The organism is Agrobacterium sp. Azo12 (assembly GCF_029193765.2).
GTDB lineage: Bacteria > Pseudomonadota > Alphaproteobacteria > Rhizobiales > Rhizobiaceae > Agrobacterium.
In genome coordinates, this window is sequence record NZ_JARFYO020000004.1 from 1 (window position 1) to 17,278 (window position 17,278).

At 54.2% G+C, this 17,278-nt stretch carries 17 protein-coding genes and 1 tRNA gene; 9 read left to right on the plus strand and 9 right to left on the minus strand.

Annotated features, from left to right (window positions below; genetic code table 11):
• Positions 1–763 precede the first annotated feature (763 nt).
• Together PYL13_RS26090 and PYL13_RS26095 are read right to left on the minus strand one after the other, a co-directional pair.
• Positions 764–837: transfer RNA gene (locus PYL13_RS26090), tRNA-Gln, on the minus strand.
• 102 nt (positions 838–939) lie between these two features.
• Positions 940–1,377 carry an Lrp/AsnC family transcriptional regulator gene (locus tag PYL13_RS26095; RefSeq protein ID WP_192491558.1) on the minus strand — a complete coding sequence of 146 codons (438 nt, stop codon included), beginning with the start codon at positions 1,375–1,377 and terminating at the stop codon, positions 940–942.
• A gap of 129 nt (positions 1,378–1,506) precedes the next feature.
• On the opposite strand from PYL13_RS26095, the gene rocF reads away from it, so the two are divergent.
• The 3 genes from rocF to glpD all read left to right on the plus strand — a co-directional run bounded on the left by rocF (position 1,507) and on the right by glpD (position 5,176).
• Positions 1,507–2,427 (plus strand): arginase, encoded by a 921-nt coding sequence (gene rocF / locus PYL13_RS26100; RefSeq protein WP_275643764.1) that lies wholly within the window; start codon positions 1,507–1,509, stop codon positions 2,425–2,427.
• Between the two features lie 17 nt (positions 2,428–2,444).
• A complete protein-coding gene (locus PYL13_RS26105) occupies positions 2,445–3,500 on the plus strand; it encodes an ornithine cyclodeaminase (protein ID WP_275643763.1) in 1,056 nt (351 codons plus the stop codon).
• Positions 3,501–3,655: 155 nt separating this feature from the next.
• On the plus strand, positions 3,656–5,176 hold the full coding sequence (gene glpD, locus PYL13_RS26110) for a glycerol-3-phosphate dehydrogenase (protein ID WP_441296706.1): 1,521 nt from the start codon (positions 3,656–3,658) through the stop codon (positions 5,174–5,176).
• A 15-nt stretch (positions 5,177–5,191) separates the two neighbouring features.
• On the opposite strand, the gene PYL13_RS26115 is transcribed toward glpD, so the two are convergent.
• The 6 genes from PYL13_RS26115 to PYL13_RS26140 all read right to left on the minus strand — a co-directional run bounded on the left by PYL13_RS26115 (position 5,192) and on the right by PYL13_RS26140 (position 10,081).
• Entirely contained in the window at positions 5,192–6,076 is an 885-nt protein-coding gene (locus PYL13_RS26115) for a DMT family transporter (RefSeq protein ID WP_275643761.1), read from the minus strand.
• Between the two features lie 185 nt (positions 6,077–6,261).
• On the minus strand, positions 6,262–6,495 hold the full coding sequence (locus tag PYL13_RS26120) for a sulfurtransferase TusA family protein (RefSeq protein WP_275643760.1): 234 nt from the start codon (positions 6,493–6,495) through the stop codon (positions 6,262–6,264).
• The gene (locus tag PYL13_RS26125) at positions 6,492–7,760 is read right to left on the minus strand and encodes a L,D-transpeptidase family protein (RefSeq protein WP_275643759.1); all 1,269 of its coding nucleotides are present in this window, start codon (positions 7,758–7,760) and stop codon (positions 6,492–6,494) included. Before PYL13_RS26125 ends, PYL13_RS26120 begins: the two co-directional genes overlap by 4 nt.
• Before the next feature lie 190 nt (positions 7,761–7,950).
• Entirely contained in the window at positions 7,951–8,904 is a 954-nt protein-coding gene (locus tag PYL13_RS26130) for an acetyl-CoA carboxylase carboxyltransferase subunit alpha (protein WP_250985519.1), read from the minus strand.
• A gap of 63 nt (positions 8,905–8,967) precedes the next feature.
• On the minus strand, positions 8,968–9,912 hold the full coding sequence (gene xerD, locus PYL13_RS26135) for a site-specific tyrosine recombinase XerD (protein WP_250985520.1): 945 nt from the start codon (positions 9,910–9,912) through the stop codon (positions 8,968–8,970).
• Between the two features lie 16 nt (positions 9,913–9,928).
• Entirely contained in the window at positions 9,929–10,081 is a 153-nt protein-coding gene (locus PYL13_RS26140) for a hypothetical protein (RefSeq protein ID WP_192491549.1), read from the minus strand.
• Between the two features lie 196 nt (positions 10,082–10,277).
• Between PYL13_RS26140 and PYL13_RS26145 the strand changes: the two genes are divergently transcribed.
• Both PYL13_RS26145 and aroB read left to right on the plus strand, forming a co-directional pair.
• A complete protein-coding gene (locus PYL13_RS26145) occupies positions 10,278–10,883 on the plus strand; it encodes a shikimate kinase (protein WP_275643758.1) in 606 nt (201 codons plus the stop codon).
• Positions 10,880–12,013: a 3-dehydroquinate synthase gene (gene aroB / locus PYL13_RS26150; protein ID WP_275643757.1), complete on the plus strand. Its 1,134-nt coding sequence runs from the start codon at positions 10,880–10,882 to the stop codon at positions 12,011–12,013. The genes PYL13_RS26145 and aroB overlap by 4 nt, the downstream gene beginning before the upstream one ends.
• Before the next feature lie 69 nt (positions 12,014–12,082).
• Here the strand turns inward: aroB and PYL13_RS26155 are convergent, their stop codons facing one another.
• Complete coding sequence (locus tag PYL13_RS26155; RefSeq protein WP_192491573.1) at positions 12,083–12,364, minus strand: BolA family protein; 282 nt, start codon at positions 12,362–12,364, stop codon at positions 12,083–12,085.
• Positions 12,365–12,463: 99 nt separating this feature from the next.
• On the opposite strand from PYL13_RS26155, the gene PYL13_RS26160 reads away from it, so the two are divergent.
• The 4 genes from PYL13_RS26160 (at position 12,464) to PYL13_RS26175 (ending at position 17,255) form a co-directional block, all read left to right on the plus strand.
• Positions 12,464–13,093, plus strand: a complete 630-nt coding sequence (locus PYL13_RS26160; RefSeq protein ID WP_192491546.1) for a J domain-containing protein — start codon at positions 12,464–12,466, stop codon at positions 13,091–13,093.
• A gap of 78 nt (positions 13,094–13,171) precedes the next feature.
• Complete coding sequence (gene cobS / locus PYL13_RS26165) at positions 13,172–14,161, plus strand: cobaltochelatase subunit CobS (protein WP_192491545.1); 990 nt, start codon at positions 13,172–13,174, stop codon at positions 14,159–14,161.
• Positions 14,162–14,311: 150 nt separating this feature from the next.
• Complete coding sequence (gene cobT / locus PYL13_RS26170; protein WP_275643756.1) at positions 14,312–16,213, plus strand: cobaltochelatase subunit CobT; 1,902 nt, start codon at positions 14,312–14,314, stop codon at positions 16,211–16,213.
• Complete coding sequence (locus PYL13_RS26175; protein ID WP_441296707.1) at positions 16,203–17,255, plus strand: esterase-like activity of phytase family protein; 1,053 nt, start codon at positions 16,203–16,205, stop codon at positions 17,253–17,255. Before cobT ends, PYL13_RS26175 begins: the two co-directional genes overlap by 11 nt.
• Positions 17,256–17,278 lie beyond the last annotated feature (23 nt).

Here is a 17,278-nt window from a genome sequence, read left to right on the forward strand (position 1 = left end):
AAGGCACGCAGCGGAGACCGACACAACACGACGGCCGGCGCCAAAAAAGGCAGCACAACGTGCTGCACCACTTCTTATGATCGGCTGGCGCGAAAAGCAGGGCGTAATAGAGCTGATCGATCGACTTTCCGTCACATCGCAGTCGCCGATAATGACCGCAATTTAAGCGGCGTCTGTCAACCCGTTGCAGAATAACTCTGCGCAATCGGCCTCTGGAGGCGAACTGGAAGGCGCAAACCTACATCACGGGCAAACCGCAATCACCTAAAAGCAAAAGTCGGACGGGGGCCACAGAGGCATAGGAACGGCACTGCAACAGGCCAGCTCCTATGTCGTCGTGGGCGGACGAACGGATCAGAGAGAGGCGTACATCGCAATGAAGCAAAAGCTGAAAGCAGGCGGCCAGCGTATCAGAATAGGTCCCGATATAATCGCGCGCAAAATACAGCCAGCATCTAAAAGGCGGGAGCAGCCAATTAAAGAGAGTACATGCAAAGCCGCACGGAATAGAAGTTGAGGCATGGGCCAACATAATTCGGCCGCTTCAAAGGCAGGTCGGGTGCCCGCGACGTCAACGGATTCTACAAGAAAAAGCTGCCGAATCAGACGCGACATAATGTGATTAACTAACCCAGTTATGGCAGGTCACAGGATGCAAGTTCTGGGAAAGGTGTGAGTTACGATTCATACGCAGACACATATAATGCCAGCTCACTGAAGCGTTTTCTCACTGTATTATATTATATTTTTTGGAAAAGAGAGTTGGCTGGGGAACCTGGATTCGAACCAAGATTAACGGAGTCAGAGTCCGTCGTTCTACCGTTGAACTATTCCCCAACGCTGCGAAGTGGCTGCGCCGCTCTGATAGGGCGTCATATAAATGATTTAACCCCTGATGCAAGCTCAAAATGCGTTTTTAGCAAAGGAAATTCGCTTTGCTTACAATCTCGCCCGTGTTGAGTGTGGCGAGGATAATAACAGGCTGGTTTCACTGCCGGTGATACCGGGAATAAGACGTATGCGGCGTAGGATCGCGTCGAAGGTGGCCAGTGTTGGAGCGCTAAGTTCAGCGATCAGATCCCACCGGCCATTGGTGGTATGAACTTCAGAAATTTCAGCAATGCCTTCGAGTGCGCGGATCACGCGATCCGTCACATGCCCCTCGATTTCGATCATCATGATGCCCCGCACCGCCTCTTCAACGGCGTCAGCCCGTAGAATGACGGTATAGCCCAGAATAACGCCTGTCTTTTCCAGCCGTTCTATGTGCGCTCGCACTGTGGCACGCGATGCGCCGGTTTCTGCGGCCAGATCCGAAATGCTGCGACGTCCATTATGGCGCAATTGCGTGATGAGTTTTTCGTCGAGCGGATCCATGTTGCCACTTTGTCTCCATGAGTGACCAAAATGGTAAAGCTATTGGCGCTATTTGCCAATAATTATTGTTCATCTCGCCAGTTAAACATGGTTTGATCCCCTCAATAGAATTCAAGAGGAGTGATGGCCATGGAATGCAGACTGATTGGTGCACCATTGCAGATTGGAGCAGGGCAGTTGGGCTGCGAGATGGGGCCTAGTGCTCTGAGGATTGCAGGTCTTATAGCCGCGCTTCAAGCTCTTGGTCACACGGTCACTGATATCGGTAATGTGGCGCCCAAGGCGTTCGCAGAAATCCCACATCCCAACGCCGCCGTTCACCACCTCGGTGAGACTGTTGCCTGGACGGAAGCTCTGAGTGAAGCGGCCTATCGTGAAAGCGGGCTTGGCATGCCGATCTTCATGGGCGGTGACCATGCGATATCGGCGGGAACGGTTGCCGGCGTGTCAAAGCGTGCTGCAGAAATGGGCCGTCCGCTTTTTGTGCTCTGGCTTGATGCCCATACGGATTATCACAGCCTTGAGACAACGCGCAGCGGTAATCTGCATGGCGTGCCTGTTGCTTATTACAGCGGGCGAGAAAGTTTTTCGGGCTATTTCCCACCGCTTGAACACCCCGTTGATCCAAACTGCATCTGCATGATCGGTATTCGAAGCGTCGATCCGGCTGAGAGCGCCGCCTTGAAGGATTCTGGTATCACCGTGCATGATATGCGCATGATCGACGAACATGGTGTCGCCGTGCTGCTGCGCGAGTTTCTGGTGAAGGTTGAGGCCGCAAGCGGTCTGCTACATGTCAGCCTTGACGTCGATTTTCTTGAGCCCGCCATCGCGCCGGCAGTCGGCACAACGGTCCCCGGTGGCGCTACCTTCCGTGAGGCACATCTGGTGATGGAAATGCTGCATGACAGCGGTCTGGTTTCGAGCCTTGATCTGGTCGAGCTTAATCCGTTTCTGGATGAAAGAGGACGGACGGCAACGCTGATGGTCGATCTTGCTGCCAGCCTGATGGGCAAGAGTGTGATGGATCGCCCGAACCGGGCAGGCTGATTGCGGAGGAGATGACTATGACAATCGTACCTAATCTGAATATCGTTCCATTCGTCAGTGTCGATCACATGATGAAGCTGGTTTTGAAGATCGGCATCGATACATTCCTGCGTGAACTGGCGGAAGTTGTCGAAGAAGATTTCCTGCGCTGGGAGAGTTTTGACAAGACGCCCCGCATCGCGTCGCACTCGACCGATGGTGTTATTGAGCTAATGCCGACCAGCGATGGCACTTTATACGGCTTCAAATACGTCAACGGCCATCCCAAGAACACGCGGGAAGGCCGGCAGACCGTAACGGCATTTGGCGTACTTTCTGACGTCGGCAACGGTTATCCGATGCTGCTGAGCGAAATGACGATCCTGACCGCGCTCAGAACCGCTGCGACCTCAGCCGTTGCGGCCAAACATCTTGCCCGCAAGAACGCGCGCAACATGGCGATCATCGGTAATGGTGCCCAAAGCGAATTTCAGGCGCGTGCCTTCAAGGCTATCCTCGGTATCGATCAACTGCGTCTCTATGACATTGATCCCGCCGCGAGTGAGAAATGCAGGCGTAATCTTGCCGGACAGGGTTTTGATATTGTGATTTGTCCGACTGCGCAGGATGCTGTCGAAGGTGCTGATATCATCACCACGGTTACGGCAGACAAACAATATGCCACCATCCTCAGTGACAACATGGTTGGCCCTGGCGTACACATCAACGCTGTTGGTGGTGATTGCCCCGGCAAGACGGAACTGCACAAGGATATCCTGTTGCGATCGGATATCTTTGTTGAATATCCGCCGCAGACCCGCATCGAAGGCGAGATACAGCAGTTACCGGCCGATTATCCGGTCACGGAGTTGTGGCAGGTGATGGCTGGCATGACGGCCGGCCGGGTGGACGATCACCAGATTACTCTTTTTGACAGCGTCGGTTTTGCGACCGAGGATTTTTCGGCTCTGCGTTATGTGCGTGCCAAACTGCACGACACAGGGCTTTTCGAGGAGTTGGATCTCCTTGCTGACCCGGATGATCCTCGCGATCTATTCGGCATGTTGCTGCGTTGTGAGGCAGCGATGGCCTGATAAAGGTCGGGTAATCTGTTTACGCCTCCCATTGGCCAGATTGACACTCATGACGTTATTCTGCTGAAATTCGTCATAGTTTCATTTGAATTTCATTATCTTCGGTGCTGTAAGCTGTTCCGGATACAATGAGATTTTCCTTTGGGGAGACGGACTTGCAGCAGGAAGTAATACACGACCTCTTCATTATCGGTGGCGGTATCAATGGCTGCGGCATTGCACGCGATGCTGCTGGCCGTGGGTACTCGGTTGGCCTTGCTGAAATGAGCGATTTTGCTGCAGGTACGTCATCTGGTGCCACCAAACTCATTCACGGTGGTTTGCGATATCTCGAACATTACGAGTTCCGGTTGGTTCGTGAATCGCTGATGGAACGTGAAGTGCTGTGGGCAATGGCGCCACACATCATCAAGCCGATGCGGTTTGTGTTGCCTTACCACAAGGGTGGTGTGCGTCCTGCCTGGCTCATTCGCCTCGGCCTGTTTCTCTATGACCACTTAGGTGGCCGCAAGTTGTTGCCACCGACCAAGTCGCTGGATATGCGCCGCGATATGGCAGGCAAACCTCTGAAGCCGATTTTCGACAAGGCATTCGAATATTCTGACGGTTGGGTGGATGACGCACGGCTGGTGGTCCTGAACGCGCGGGATGCGGCCGACCGTGGCGCGCACATCATGAACCGCACCAGAGTGACGTCGGCGAAGCGTGATGGAAAGCTCTGGTCGCTGACATTGACCGATACAGTCAGCGGGCAGGTCACGGCGGTTAAAACCCGCATGCTGGTCAATGCGGCGGGCCCGTGGGTTGACCATGTGCTGGGGCAGGCCATGGGGCGCAATGCCGTGCATAATGTACGGCTTGTGCAGGGCAGCCATATCATCGTGAAAAAGAAGTTCGATGATCCGCGTGCCTATTTCTTCCAGAACCCTGACAACCGCATCATTTTCGCCATTCCCTATGAGAATGAGTTCACGCTGATCGGCACGACAGATCGTGACTACAAGGCTGATCCGAAGGACGTGAAGATCAGTGACGAGGAAATTCAGTATCTGTGCAATGCCGCCAGCGAATATTTTGCTGAGCCGGTTCGCGCAGAAGATATCGTCTGGACCTATTCCGCTGTTCGTCCGCTCTATGATGACGGTGCCTCTAAGGCGCAGGAAGCGACCCGTGACTATGTGCTGAAACTGGATGGAGCCACTGACGAAGCTCCGCTTCTCAACGTGTTCGGTGGCAAACTCACCACCTATCGCCGTCTTGCTGAACATGCGATGGAAATCATTGGCAAGGCCTTGGTCATCAAGGGTTCGCCATGGACTGCAAAGAGCCGTTTGCCGGGTGGTGATTTTGTAGTTACGGGTTATGAGACCGAAGTCAAAAAGCTCTCCGCTACTTATCCATTTCTGGAAACATCACATGCACGACGCCTGGTCAGGCTTTATGGCACTAATGCCACCCAAATGCTTGGCTCGGCCACGCAGCTTCCCGACCTCGGTCAACATTTTGGCGCAGATCTCTACGCCAAAGAGGTTGATTGGCTGATGACGCAGGAATGGGCGAACCATGCCGTCGATGTCGTCTGGCGCCGTACCAAGATTGGACTCCACCTCACCGCAGAGCAGATTGAAGTGCTTGAGACCTATATGGTAACTACAGCAAATGCCCCAGCCGCATAAGGAACAGGAGGGCTGTCAGCCCTCCGTCTTGCGGTTTTTGCGTGCGGCCATGTGTTCACGCCAAATGGTGAAAATACCCGCGGCAACGACGATCACAGCGCCAATGATCATATTGGTGCTCAGGCTCTCGCCAAACAGCGTCACGCCGATGATCGAGACCAGAACAAGCTGGTAATAAGAGAACGGCTGTACCGAGGCTGCATCGGCCAGTTCAAAGGCTTTGATGAGCAGATAGTGGCCACTCATGCCGGTGGCACACAATGCAAGCATCCAGACAATATCATGCGGCGCAAAAGAAACCCAATAAAAGGGGCCGACAAAGGTCAGCGCGGCTGCGCCCGCAACGCCGGTATAAAAGAAGCTGGTCATGGCACTGTCCGTACGGCTGGCTAGCCGTGTCAAAACGCCATAAAGCCCAAGCAGAAATGCGGCAATGAAGGTGACGATCAGCATGGGGTCAAATCCATCGCCTTCCGGTTTGAGGATAATTAGCACCCCGATAAAACCGACGAGAATAGCCGACCAGCGACGCCAGCCGACACGCTCCCCGAGAATGGGGACGGACAGCGCTGCCACCATCAGTGGTGTGGAGGCCAGAATCGAATGGGAGTGTGCCAAGCCGACAATGGCGAAAGATGTGATCGACAGAGAGATCTGTACTGCAAGGATTACGCCTCGGCTGATTTGCAGGCCTAGCCGCTTTGCCGCGATTGTTGCCCGTAACCCTTCGCGGGATCGGATGGCCATGAAGATCGCAAACAGTGCAAACGCCCAATAGCGGATCATGGTCACGAAGACCGGCGGATAATGGGTGCCAAGATATTTCGAGATACCGTCCTGAACCGCAAAAATGCTGAAAGCAATCAGCGCATAAAGGAGGCCGGTGGTCTTGGCTTGCATTGAAAGCTCATATCTTGGGTTCTGACCGACGCCGGTGTAGGGCGCGTGCCAAATGCATGTAAAAGGCGGGAAGTCAGTTTTATAAGAAACCATTCTTCATTGTCTGACAACCTGATTTTTTAGGTTTCAGCTATGCAAGGCAATCTTGGCTTTGTTATCTTCAACGCATTGCCAAGGTTGAGGGCTCAACCCTTGCGAATGTGAAAGCGGTGGCTGTTTTCCAGCGCAGTACTGTCCAGCAGTGCGTGTCCGTCTTCATTGCAAAGATGGGGAATATCGATCACAGCGAGAGGATCAGTGGTCTCGATGATAAATTCGAATCCGGATTGTTTTTTGGCAAGTAGCTTTCTGGCTCGCAGAACCGGCAGGGGGCAACGCAGCCCACGCAGGTCAAGCACTTCCGGACCGCTGGAGGTCATTCCGTTGCCCAAAGCTTCCAGAATGGTTTCTTCTTTTCTGGCTCTGGTGCCTGCTGTGGCGCGAAGGCGAGCGGGTTCATCGACGGAACAGGGACCGAAGCGGTTGTCATGCCGGCGGCTGGCTGCGTCGTGTTCGAAGCGATAGCCGTCTGACCAGTGCTGACTGTAGACAGTTGCGGTGTGGCCGGTCGTGGTGTCGAGGCTGTTGCCGCAGGCGTCTGTGGTGTCAAAACCGGAGTGACATGGTTCTTTTTGTCCATGAGGGCAGCGAATTCCGCTTCCTTCATGAGCTTACCAGCCTTCAGCGAAGAACCGGTTGGGGCGTAAGCGGCTTCGCGGCCCTTGCGCTTGTCGGCAACAACTGCCTTGCGCTCAGCCTCGCTTGGGTCATACCACGCCATGCCATCGTATTTTTTGACTGCCTTTTCATAGGCAAGATCATAAGTCTTGCCATACCCTGCCAGTGCGCTCGCTAATGCTGGCGGTGTGCTCATGGCAGGGCATTGTGCCGAAGCGTTAAACGATCCACCTTCGGTCTGCTGGTTGAAGACATATTTCTTATCGCAGACATTTACTTCCGGTGGGCGCTTGGTCACTTCAAAATTGTCGTAGCCGACCTTCAGCATTTTCCAGAAATCAAGGTTTTCGCTGTGGCGGTGGCGTACCATGTTTTCCGCTGTCATGCGGAAGGGGAATGCCTGCAGCTGAATGGTCTTTTGGCCGCCAGTAAACGCATCACGGGCAAAAGCGTAGATTTCCAGGACCTGCGCGTCGGTCATCGAATAACAACCGGATGAGGAGCAGGCACCATGGATCATCAGGTTGGTACCTGAACGCCCGTTGGCCTGGTCATAGCGGTTCGGAAATCCGGTGTTGATGGCCAGATAATAGCTGGAATTCGGGTTCATGTGGCCAGGTGTCAGGTTATAGAAACCTTCCGGAGCTTGCCGGTCGCCTTCCTTGACCTTCGGTCCAAGTTTACCCGACCATGCGCAGATCTGATATTCGGCAATCTTGTCGAAACGGTTGTCACGTTTCGCTTTCCAGATTTCAAGCGCGCCTTCTTCCTTGAAAATGCGGATCATGATGGGCGCATTGCGCTCCATGTCCTTTTTCTGCATTTCAGCAAGTCTTGCCGGGGAAAGCGGGTGGCCGACCTTGTTTTTGATGTGCGAGACGTCCGCTTCGACGGTGTCGAGCGTATCGTTGCAACTTGTCAATGCGAAGGCTGTGCACGCCAGAAGAGCAAGATGTATCAAACGCATGAAGATCGATCCGAAAAAACAAGCCGCCGTTGGCGTTGTTCCGTCAACAGCATGTCATTTAAAATACAGCGTTAACCGTTTACATGTTCTTAACTGATCGGCAATCCACCCCGGTTGCCTCCGTCGCACACATGTCTGTGATCAGAATATGGCCTAGTTTAGGCCATATTCGCTGGTAATGCGGACATAATCAGAGATTTCTGCCGATATCGAGGAATTTCTGGCGACGTTCCGCGCGAATCTGGTTGGCAGAATGGGACGACAGGTCAGAAAGTGCCTTGTTGATCACGTCACCGGTCGCGGTGATGACCTTGGCAGGATCACGATGTGCGCCGCCAATCGGCTCTGGAATAATGCCGTCGATAACGCCCAGCGACTTCAGATCTTCCGAGGTGATCTTCATGTTGGTGGCGGCTTCCTTTGCACGGGTGGAATCGCGCCAGAGAATGGATGCTGCACCTTCAGGTGAAATCACCGAATAGATTGCGTGTTCAAGCATGTAAACGCGGTTGCCCGTTGCAATGGCAATGGCGCCGCCTGAACCACCTTCGCCGATAACAACGGAGACGATCGGGACCTTGACGTTCAGGCACATTTCGGTCGAGCGAGCGATGGCTTCGGCCTGTCCGCGCTCTTCGGCGCCAACGCCGGGATAGGCGCCTGCGGTATCGATCAGCGTAATGACCGGAAGCGAGAAGCGATCAGCCAGTTCCAGCACGCGGATAGCCTTGCGGTAACCTTCTGGGCGCGGGCTGCCGAAATTGTGCTTGAGGCGCGACTTGGTGTCGTTGCCTTTTTCCTGACCGATGATGGCAACCGGCTGGCCATTGAAGCGGCCGAGGCCTGCCTGAATGGCGGCATCTTCGGAAAACTTGCGGTCGCCCGCCAATGGTGTGAAGTCTGTAAACAGCGCAGTTGCATAGTCCACGAAATGCGGACGCTGCGGGTGGCGCGCTACCTGCGTCTTCTGCCAGGGGTTCAGTTTGGAATAGATGTCCTGCATCGCATCCTGAACACGGCTTTCCAGACGGGTGATCTCCTCCGAGGTGTCTATGCTCTCGTCCTCGGTGGCGAGCTTTTTCAGCTCTATGATTTTGCCTTCCAGGTCGGAGATTGGTTTTTCGAAGTCGAGGTAGTTGTGCATGAGATCCGTTTCCGATCGTTTTGCCCAAGGTTTATCCGGTCCTTACCGGCGGTTCCGCAGGCTCTAATCGTGTTTTTTGCCCTGTTTGGCAAGGGGGTGGTGTGTTTGTACCAGTTCTTGCAGGCGTTCTTCCAGTACATGTGTATAGATTTGTGTCGTTGCAATGTCGGAATGACCCAACAATTCCTGTACCGCACGCAGATCGGCGCCATTTTGCAAAAGGTGGCTGGCAAAGGCGTGTCGCATGACGTGTGGCGATATCGCAGAAGGGTTTATACCGGCACGAATGGCAATATCTTTCAGGTCACGGGCGAATACCTGACGCGGCAAGTGGCCCGATTTACCATAAGAAGGAAAAAGCCAGGGATTTTCGTTTTTCGGGTCGCTATTGGCCTTCAGGGCGCTGCCATAGGCTGACATCGCGTCCATTGCCGTGCGCGAAAGCAGGACCAGCCGCTCTTTGTTGCCCTTGCCGCGGATCGACAAGAACCGCTCTTTTTGTGCCAATGCCGTGAGCGGCAGAGATACAAGTTCGCTGACGCGCATGCCGGTGGCATAAAGCAGTTCCAGAAGAACATGCATACGCAATCGCGAAAGCTGCCCTGGTCCTTCTTGCTCTGCCTCAGCTGAGGCCTGCTGTAAAAGGCGGTTCACATCGGCCACACTCATGATTTTGGGCAGCGGCGTTGTTTTCTTTGGTGCGTCGAGGATGCTGGTCGGGTCATCGTCGCGCAGACCCTCGGCATACAGAAATTTGTAGAACTGGCGCATGCTGGACAGGTGGCGTGCTTGTGACGAGGCGGCAAAGCCAAGTGTGGCCAGATGAGAAAGATAGGCTGAAAGGTCGCTCTGCTGCGCCTGCATCAGCGAAGTGCCGTTATCGATCAGAAACTGCCAGAGGTCGGAAAGATCACGTTCATAGGATTGAAGCGTATTGTCAGCTGCGCCCCGTTCCGCGCTCATCATTTCCAGGAAACTTTCCAGACGGGCACTGTCCATCTTGCTCATTGGCGGTCTCTTGGTCTCACTGGACCGGCGGGTTAAGGCGCTCGGAAGGAATGCGCACGGTTATATCGCGTTCTCGGGGTTCAACCAGCATCACAAGTGAAACCATGGATCCGTAAACAATTCCGACAATGGCGGCGCAGATAAACAAAAAGCGGAACAGGGTTGGCATTGGCCCTCCATCTATCATTGCTGTGCCAGATTGGGTTTGTCTTGTCCCATATGCAAAAGATGAAAGCAAAGGGCAACCAGACGCGTTCAATCATTGACCGTTAATGTCTGAGGCTTTTAGCCTGAGCCATAAGGAATATCTCTTGACGCTGGCTAAACATTTGCAGATACCGGAATCGAACCGGACCTGCACATTAATGAGCGAATCTTTCACATTTCCCGTTCCCACGCTTGCTGAGGAAGCACGGGCGAAGCTCGGAAGACGCAATATCGTCTTTGTCGGTCTTATGGGCGCTGGTAAATCTGCGATCGGCCGTCTGGTCGCGCAGCAACTTGGCATTACTTTTGTCGATACGGATGCGGAGATCGAGCGCGTATCGCGCATGACGATCACTGACCTGTTTGCAAAATACGGCGAAAACGAATTCCGTGCACTTGAGGCTCGTGTCATCAGAAGGCTTTTGCGCGGTGGCCCTAAGGTGGTTTCGACAGGCGGCGGCGCATTTATCAACGACGTTACGCGCAATCATATCAAGAATGCCGGTCTTTCTCTGTGGCTGAGGGCTGATCTGGATGTATTGTGGGAGCGCGTCAACAAGCGCGATCATCGGCCGTTGTTGAAAACCGAGAACCCAAAAGCCACGCTCGAAAACCTGATGATAAAGAGATACCCGATCTATGCCGAAGCTGATTTGGTCATCGAATCCCGCGATGTGGGCAAAGATATCATTGTGACTGAGGTTCTGGCCGCAGTGGCCGGACGTGACCTCGCTACCTCCAAGAATGGAAATGCCAAATCATGACGACCTCGACAGGATCATCGCAGGAGCGGCGCGTGCATGTGCCGTTGGTAGGGCGCGCTTACGACATTCTGATCGGGCCAGGTCTGATGACCAAGGCTGGCGGAGAAATTTCTTCGCGTCTCAAAGGGCGCCGTGCGGCGATCATTACGGATGAACATGTCGCACCTCTCTATCTTGATATGGTGATGGATAGCCTGCAGACCGATGGCATTGAGGCCGTTTCCTTGACCCTGCCAGCGGGTGAGAAGACCAAAAGCTTCGAACATTACATGGCAGTCTGCGACCTCATTCTTGAGGCACGCATTGAACGTAATGATGCAGTCATTGCCTTGGGCGGTGGTGTAATCGGTGATCTGACCGGCTTTGCCGCCGGCACAGTGCGGCGTGGTGTGCGGTTTGTACAGATACCGACCACGCTGCTTTCACAGGTGGATTCGTCGGTCGGTGGCAAAACCGGCATCAACACCCGTCACGGCAAGAACCTTGTTGGTGTGTTTCATCAGCCGGATCTGGTTCTGGCGGATTCGTCGGTGCTCGATACGTTGAGCAAGCGCGAATTCCGCGCCGGTTATGCGGAAGTGGTCAAATACGGCCTTATTGACAAACCGGATTTCTTCGAGTGGCTTGAGAAAAATTGGCAGGAGGTTTTTGCCGGTGGTCCGGCGCGCATTGAAGCCATTGCCACCAGCTGCCAGGCAAAATCCGATGTGGTTGTCGAAGATGAATTCGAGAACGGACGTCGCGCATTGCTTAATCTCGGTCATACTTTCGGACATGCGCTGGAAGCGGCAACTGAATATGACAGCAAACGTCTGGTGCACGGCGAAGGTGTTGCCATCGGCATGGTTCTTGCGCACCAGTTCTCGTCGCGGCTCAATCTGGCCAGCCCGGATGACGCTAAGCGGGTTGAGGCGCATCTGAAAGCGGTTGGTCTGCCTGTTTCGATGAATGAAATTCCCGGCACCCTGCCACCGGTTGAAATGCTGATGGCGGCGATTGCACAGGACAAGAAGGTCAAAAGCGGCAAGCTTACCTTCATCCTGACCCATGGTATTGGCCAGTCCTTCGTTGCGGATAATGTTGCCGCCTCCGAAGTCGAATCCTTCCTGAAAGAAAAACATCCGGCTTGATGTTTTTGAGATTGGCATCGTGTCTTACGATGCCAATCCTGCTGCTGCTCAGATTGACGGCCACATATCTTAAAAGCGGGTGGGTTCTCCCGGTGCCGCAGCTTCGATGGCGAGAGCATGCAGACCTTCGTCCAGTTCAGGCTGCAACAGGGCATTAATTGCCCGGTGGCGGTCGATGCGAGACTTGCCGGAAAAGCTTTCTGACACTATCTGGATACGCATATGGGTTTCCCCATCCCCGGTCATTCCTGGCTGGTGGCCTGCGTGTTTACCGCTCTCGTTGATGACGGCAAGGCGTTGCGGTGCGAAAGCGTCGTTCAGTTTTTTTTCTATGCGGGCGGTCAGTGACATCGTCTCATTCCATTCTAAAAGGGGCTCTTTAAAAGCCAGCAACATTCCTGTTTGTCAATTCTTGTTGTGTACCTTTGCGTACCCCATAATCAGGCTATCATGAAACTGGATTCGAAATACTTTGATCGCATCCGCACGCGCCGGAAAAAGGACAGTCAGCAGGAGGTTCAAGCTCCTACCTGTCAATGGGACGGCTGCGAGCGCCCTGGTGCCCATCGTGCACCCGTCGGCCGCAACGCCGAGGGGCAATTCTTCATGTTCTGTTTCGAGCATGTGAAGGAGTATAACAAGGGTTATAACTACTTCTCCGGCCTGTCTGATAGCGACATTGCGCGCTATCAAAAAGAGGCGATTACAGGTCATCGTCCGACCTGGACGGTTGGGGTCAACAAGACCGCCCGCGATAGCCCTTTGCATTCCACGCTGAAATCAGGCGCTGCCGGCGCAAATGCACGTATTCGCGACCCGTTTGGTTTTACCGGCTCCGGTGGCGCGCGTAGCGGCGGACAACGGTTCCAGCAGAACCGCAAGTTGAAAACACTGGAAGCCCAGGCTTTTGATACGCTCGGCTTGGCAGCCAGTGCAACCCAGGACGAAATCAAGCGCCGCTACAAGGAACTTGTCAAAAAGCATCATCCTGATGCTAATGGTGGCGATCGCGGTTCGGAAGAGCGTTTTCGGACTGTTATTCAAGCGTATCAATTGTTAAAGCAGTCTGGTTTCTGTTAGGGTCTGCGAACCTTAAACTCGCTTGATAATTGCCTGATGATATGTGGTTGGGTGCTTGCTACCCGCCTTGGAGACGTGATGAGCAAAATTGATCTTGATATTTCCAACCTGCCGGACACAACCGTTTCTGTTCGGGATGTTTTTGGTATTGATACCGATCTGGTCGTGCCTGCCTATAGCCAGGGCGATGCCTATGTACCGGATCTGGACCCGGATTACCTTTTTGACCGCGAGACGACGCTGGCAATCCTTGCGGGTTTTGCTCACAACCGCCGTGTCATGGTGTCCGGTTTCCACGGCACGGGTAAGTCCACGCATATCGAGCAGGTTGCTGCGCGCCTGAACTGGCCATGCGTTCGTATCAACCTCGACAGCCATGTCAGCCGTATCGACCTCGTCGGCAAGGACGCTATCGTTCTAAAGGACGGCAAACAGGTTACCGAATTCAAGGACGGCATTTTGCCTTGGGCTTACCAGCACAATGTTGCGCTGGTGTTTGATGAATACGATGCCGGCCGTCCCGACGTGATGTTCGTTATTCAGCGCGTTCTGGAATCCTCCGGTCGCCTGACGCTGCTCGACCAGAGCCGCGTTATCCGTCCTCATCCTGCATTCCGCATTTTCGCAACCGCCAACACGGTTGGCCTTGGTGATACCACCGGTCTTTACCATGGCACGCAGCAGATCAACCAGGCACAGATGGACCGCTGGTCTATCGTCACGACGCTGAACTACCTGCCGCATGACAAGGAAGTTGATATCGTTGTTGCCAAGGTGAAGAAGCTGAACACCAAGGAAGGCCGCGAAACCGCTTCCAAAATGGTGCGTCTGGCTGATCTCACGCGTTCGTCCTTCGTCAATGGCGACCTTTCGACCGTCATGAGCCCTCGTACTGTGATTACCTGGGGAGAAAATGCTGAAATCTTTGGCGATGTCGCCTTTGCTTTCCGCGTGACATTCCTCAACAAGTGCGACGAACTTGAGCGCACTCTGGTTGCCGAACTTTATCAGCGCGCCTTTGGCGTTGAGCTGAAAGAAAGTGCAGCAAACATCGTTCTCTCCGCGTGAGACCACCCCTCTTTGAGGGTTGATCGAACATTCGGATTATCAAGGGATGAGAATGCTTTACGCCCCTTATGGCATGCCACGTGAAACTGTGTGACGGTTTTGCCGTCACGGCGTGCGGGGGCGGAGCTTCTCAGGTGAATGGGTAATAGCATGGCAATGCGTGGCGATAATTCCAGAGCGAAAAGCGGTACGGTGATCGATACGGAGCCGTTGCGCAATGCAATTGCCGGCAGTGTGCGGTCCGTGGCCGGCAGTGCGCAGGTTGAGGTCGTGTTCGCCAATGAGCGTCCGGGTCTTGCTGGCGAGCGTATGCGTCTTCCGGAAATCTCCAAAAAGCCGACGGCACAGGAAATTGCAATCACGCGTGGTCTTGGCGATTCCATGGCTTTGCGACTGGCCTGCCACGACAATGATATTCACGCAAACCTCGCACCGCAGGGTGCAGATGCGCGCGTCATTTTTGATGCTGTGGAACAGGCGCGTGTCGAATCCATCGGTTCGCTGCGCATGCCGGGTGTTGCCTCCAACATTCGCAGTATGAATACAGAGAAATATTCCAAAGCCAATTTCTCGACGATTGAGAAACAGGATGACGCACCCATTGCCGAGGCTGTGGCCTTGCTGGTTCGCGAACGTCTGACTGGTGAAAAACCGCCGGCAAGTGCGGGCAAGGTTCTGGATTTGTGGCGTCCTTTCATCGAAGAAAAGGCCTCTGTCGATCTCGATAATCTTGGTTCGGCCATTCACGATCAGAAGGCTTTCGCAAAGCTCGTGCGTCATATGCTGACCTCGATGCAGATGGCGGAAGATCTTGGCGACGTTGATAATGAGGCCGATGATCAGGAAGCGCAGAGCGATGAAGATCAGCCACGCAGCAACGAGACAGAAGAAGAGCAGGTAGAAGAAGAAGCCGGTTCTGATGCTGCCCCTGCCGAGGACAGTGAAGCCTCACAGGAAGAAATGGAAGAAGGCGAGATGGATGGCGCCGAGATGTCGGAGGACGAAATGTCCGACGATCTCGATGACGACTCCGAAACGCCGGGTGAAACACGTCGCCCCAACAGTCCGTTTGACGATTTTAACGAGAAGGTCGACTACCGTATCTTCACGCAGGAATTCGATGAAGAAATTCATGCCGAGGAACTGTGCGAAGAGGCTGAACTGGATCGGCTGCGCGCATTCCTCGACAAACAGCTTGCCCATTTGCAGGGTGCTGTCGGACGTCTCGCAAACCGCTTGCAGCGCCGCCTGATGGCGCAGCAGAACCGTTCCTGGGATTTCGATCTCGAAGAAGGTTACCTGGACCCTGCAAGGCTGGTGCGTCTGATCATTGATCCGATGCAACCATTGTCCTTCAAAAAGGAACGCGACACCAAGTTCCGGGACACCGTCGTATCGCTTGTCATCGATAATTCCGGTTCGATGCGTGGTCGTCCGATCACTGTTGCTGCGACTTGCGCCGACATTCTGGCACGGACGCTGGAACGTTCAGGCGTCAAGGTCGAAATTCTCGGTTTCACTACCAAGGCCTGGAAGGGCGGCCAGTCACGCGAGCAATGGCTTGCCAATGGCAAACCTGCTTCGCCGGGTCGTCTCAACGATCTGCGTCACATCATCTACAAGAGCGCCGATGCGCCATGGCGGCGTTCACGCCGCAATCTCGGTCTGATGATGCGTGAAGGCCTGCTGAAGGAAAACATCGATGGTGAAGCGCTGATGTGGGCGCATAACCGTCTGATCGGCCGCCCCGAACAGCGCAAGATCATGATGATGATTTCCGATGGTGCGCCGGTCGACGATTCCACACTGTCGGTCAATCCGGGCAATTATCTCGAGCGGCATCTGCGCGCTGTTATCGAGCAGATTGAGACACGGTCGCCGGTCGAGTTGCTGGCCATTGGTATCGGTCACGATGTGACACGTTATTACCGCCGCGCGGTGACGATTGTGGATGCGGATGAACTTGCTGGTGCGATGACGGAACAGCTTGCCTCGCTGTTTGAGGAGCAGGGCACGACAAAGGCTTCCGGACGAGCGCGCCGTGCGGGATAAGCAGCGCACGCGGTATACAGACAGCAAGACAAAAAATACGGCATCTCTGACTGGCGTCCTGGCGACGGTGGTCGCCGGTGTCGCATTGTTCATGCCGCTGCCGGTTTTTGCTGCAAACAGTATTGACGCGCCTGTCAGTGCGCGGGTGTTGCAGGGTTTCAAGGTCAGCGGCAAGGAGACCCATTTCGGAGAGCTCGAATTTGTCGGCGGACTGGTGCTCAGTTCGCGCGAGCCACTGTTCGGCGCCATGTCCAGTATACGTTTCCGTCCCGATGGTCGAAATTTTGTTGCGGTTCTCGATACCGGCCACTGGCTGACGGGGCAAATCCAGCGCGATACTAATGGAAAGCTCTTCAGTGTCACCGGCGTTAAAATAACACCGATGCTGGATGCCGCAGGACGCGAACCACATCGCAAGATGGAAATGGATGCCGAAGGGCTGGTTCTGAGGGATGGGCAGGTGATCGTCAGCTACGAGCAGCGTCACCGGATTGATGTGTATCCTGATCCAGGCTTTGCCACGTCGCGGCCTGTCAAACGTATTCCGCATCTTATTCCATCGGGGGAATTGCGTGCCAATGGCGGTATGGAAGCACTTGGCCTTTCACCCGCAAATTCTCCCCTGCAAGGGGCGTTGGTCGTGGTGGCTGAAAAGAGTATCGATGAGGATGGCAATCTTCTCGGTGCCATTCTGGAAGGTCCGCTGAAGGGCGCTTTTACCGTTTCGCGCCATCCTTCATTTGATGTGACAGACAGTGCGTTTTTGCCTGATGGTGGTCTTCTATTACTGGAACGCCGCTTCAACCTTGCCGAAGGTGTGGGTGTTCGTATTCGCCGCATTCCAGCTGCGACTATCAAGCCGGGCGCAGTTCTCGACGGTCCTGTGATCTTTGAGGCTGGCATGGAAAGCCAAATCGACAATATGGAAGGTATGGATGTGATTGCTGGGCCAGATGGTGCCACGCACATCATTCTGGTGTCTGATGACAACCACTCATTTCTTCAGCGCAATATGATGCTGGAGTTTCGCCTGAATGAATAAAGCCCGCAGAAGCGGGCTTTGTT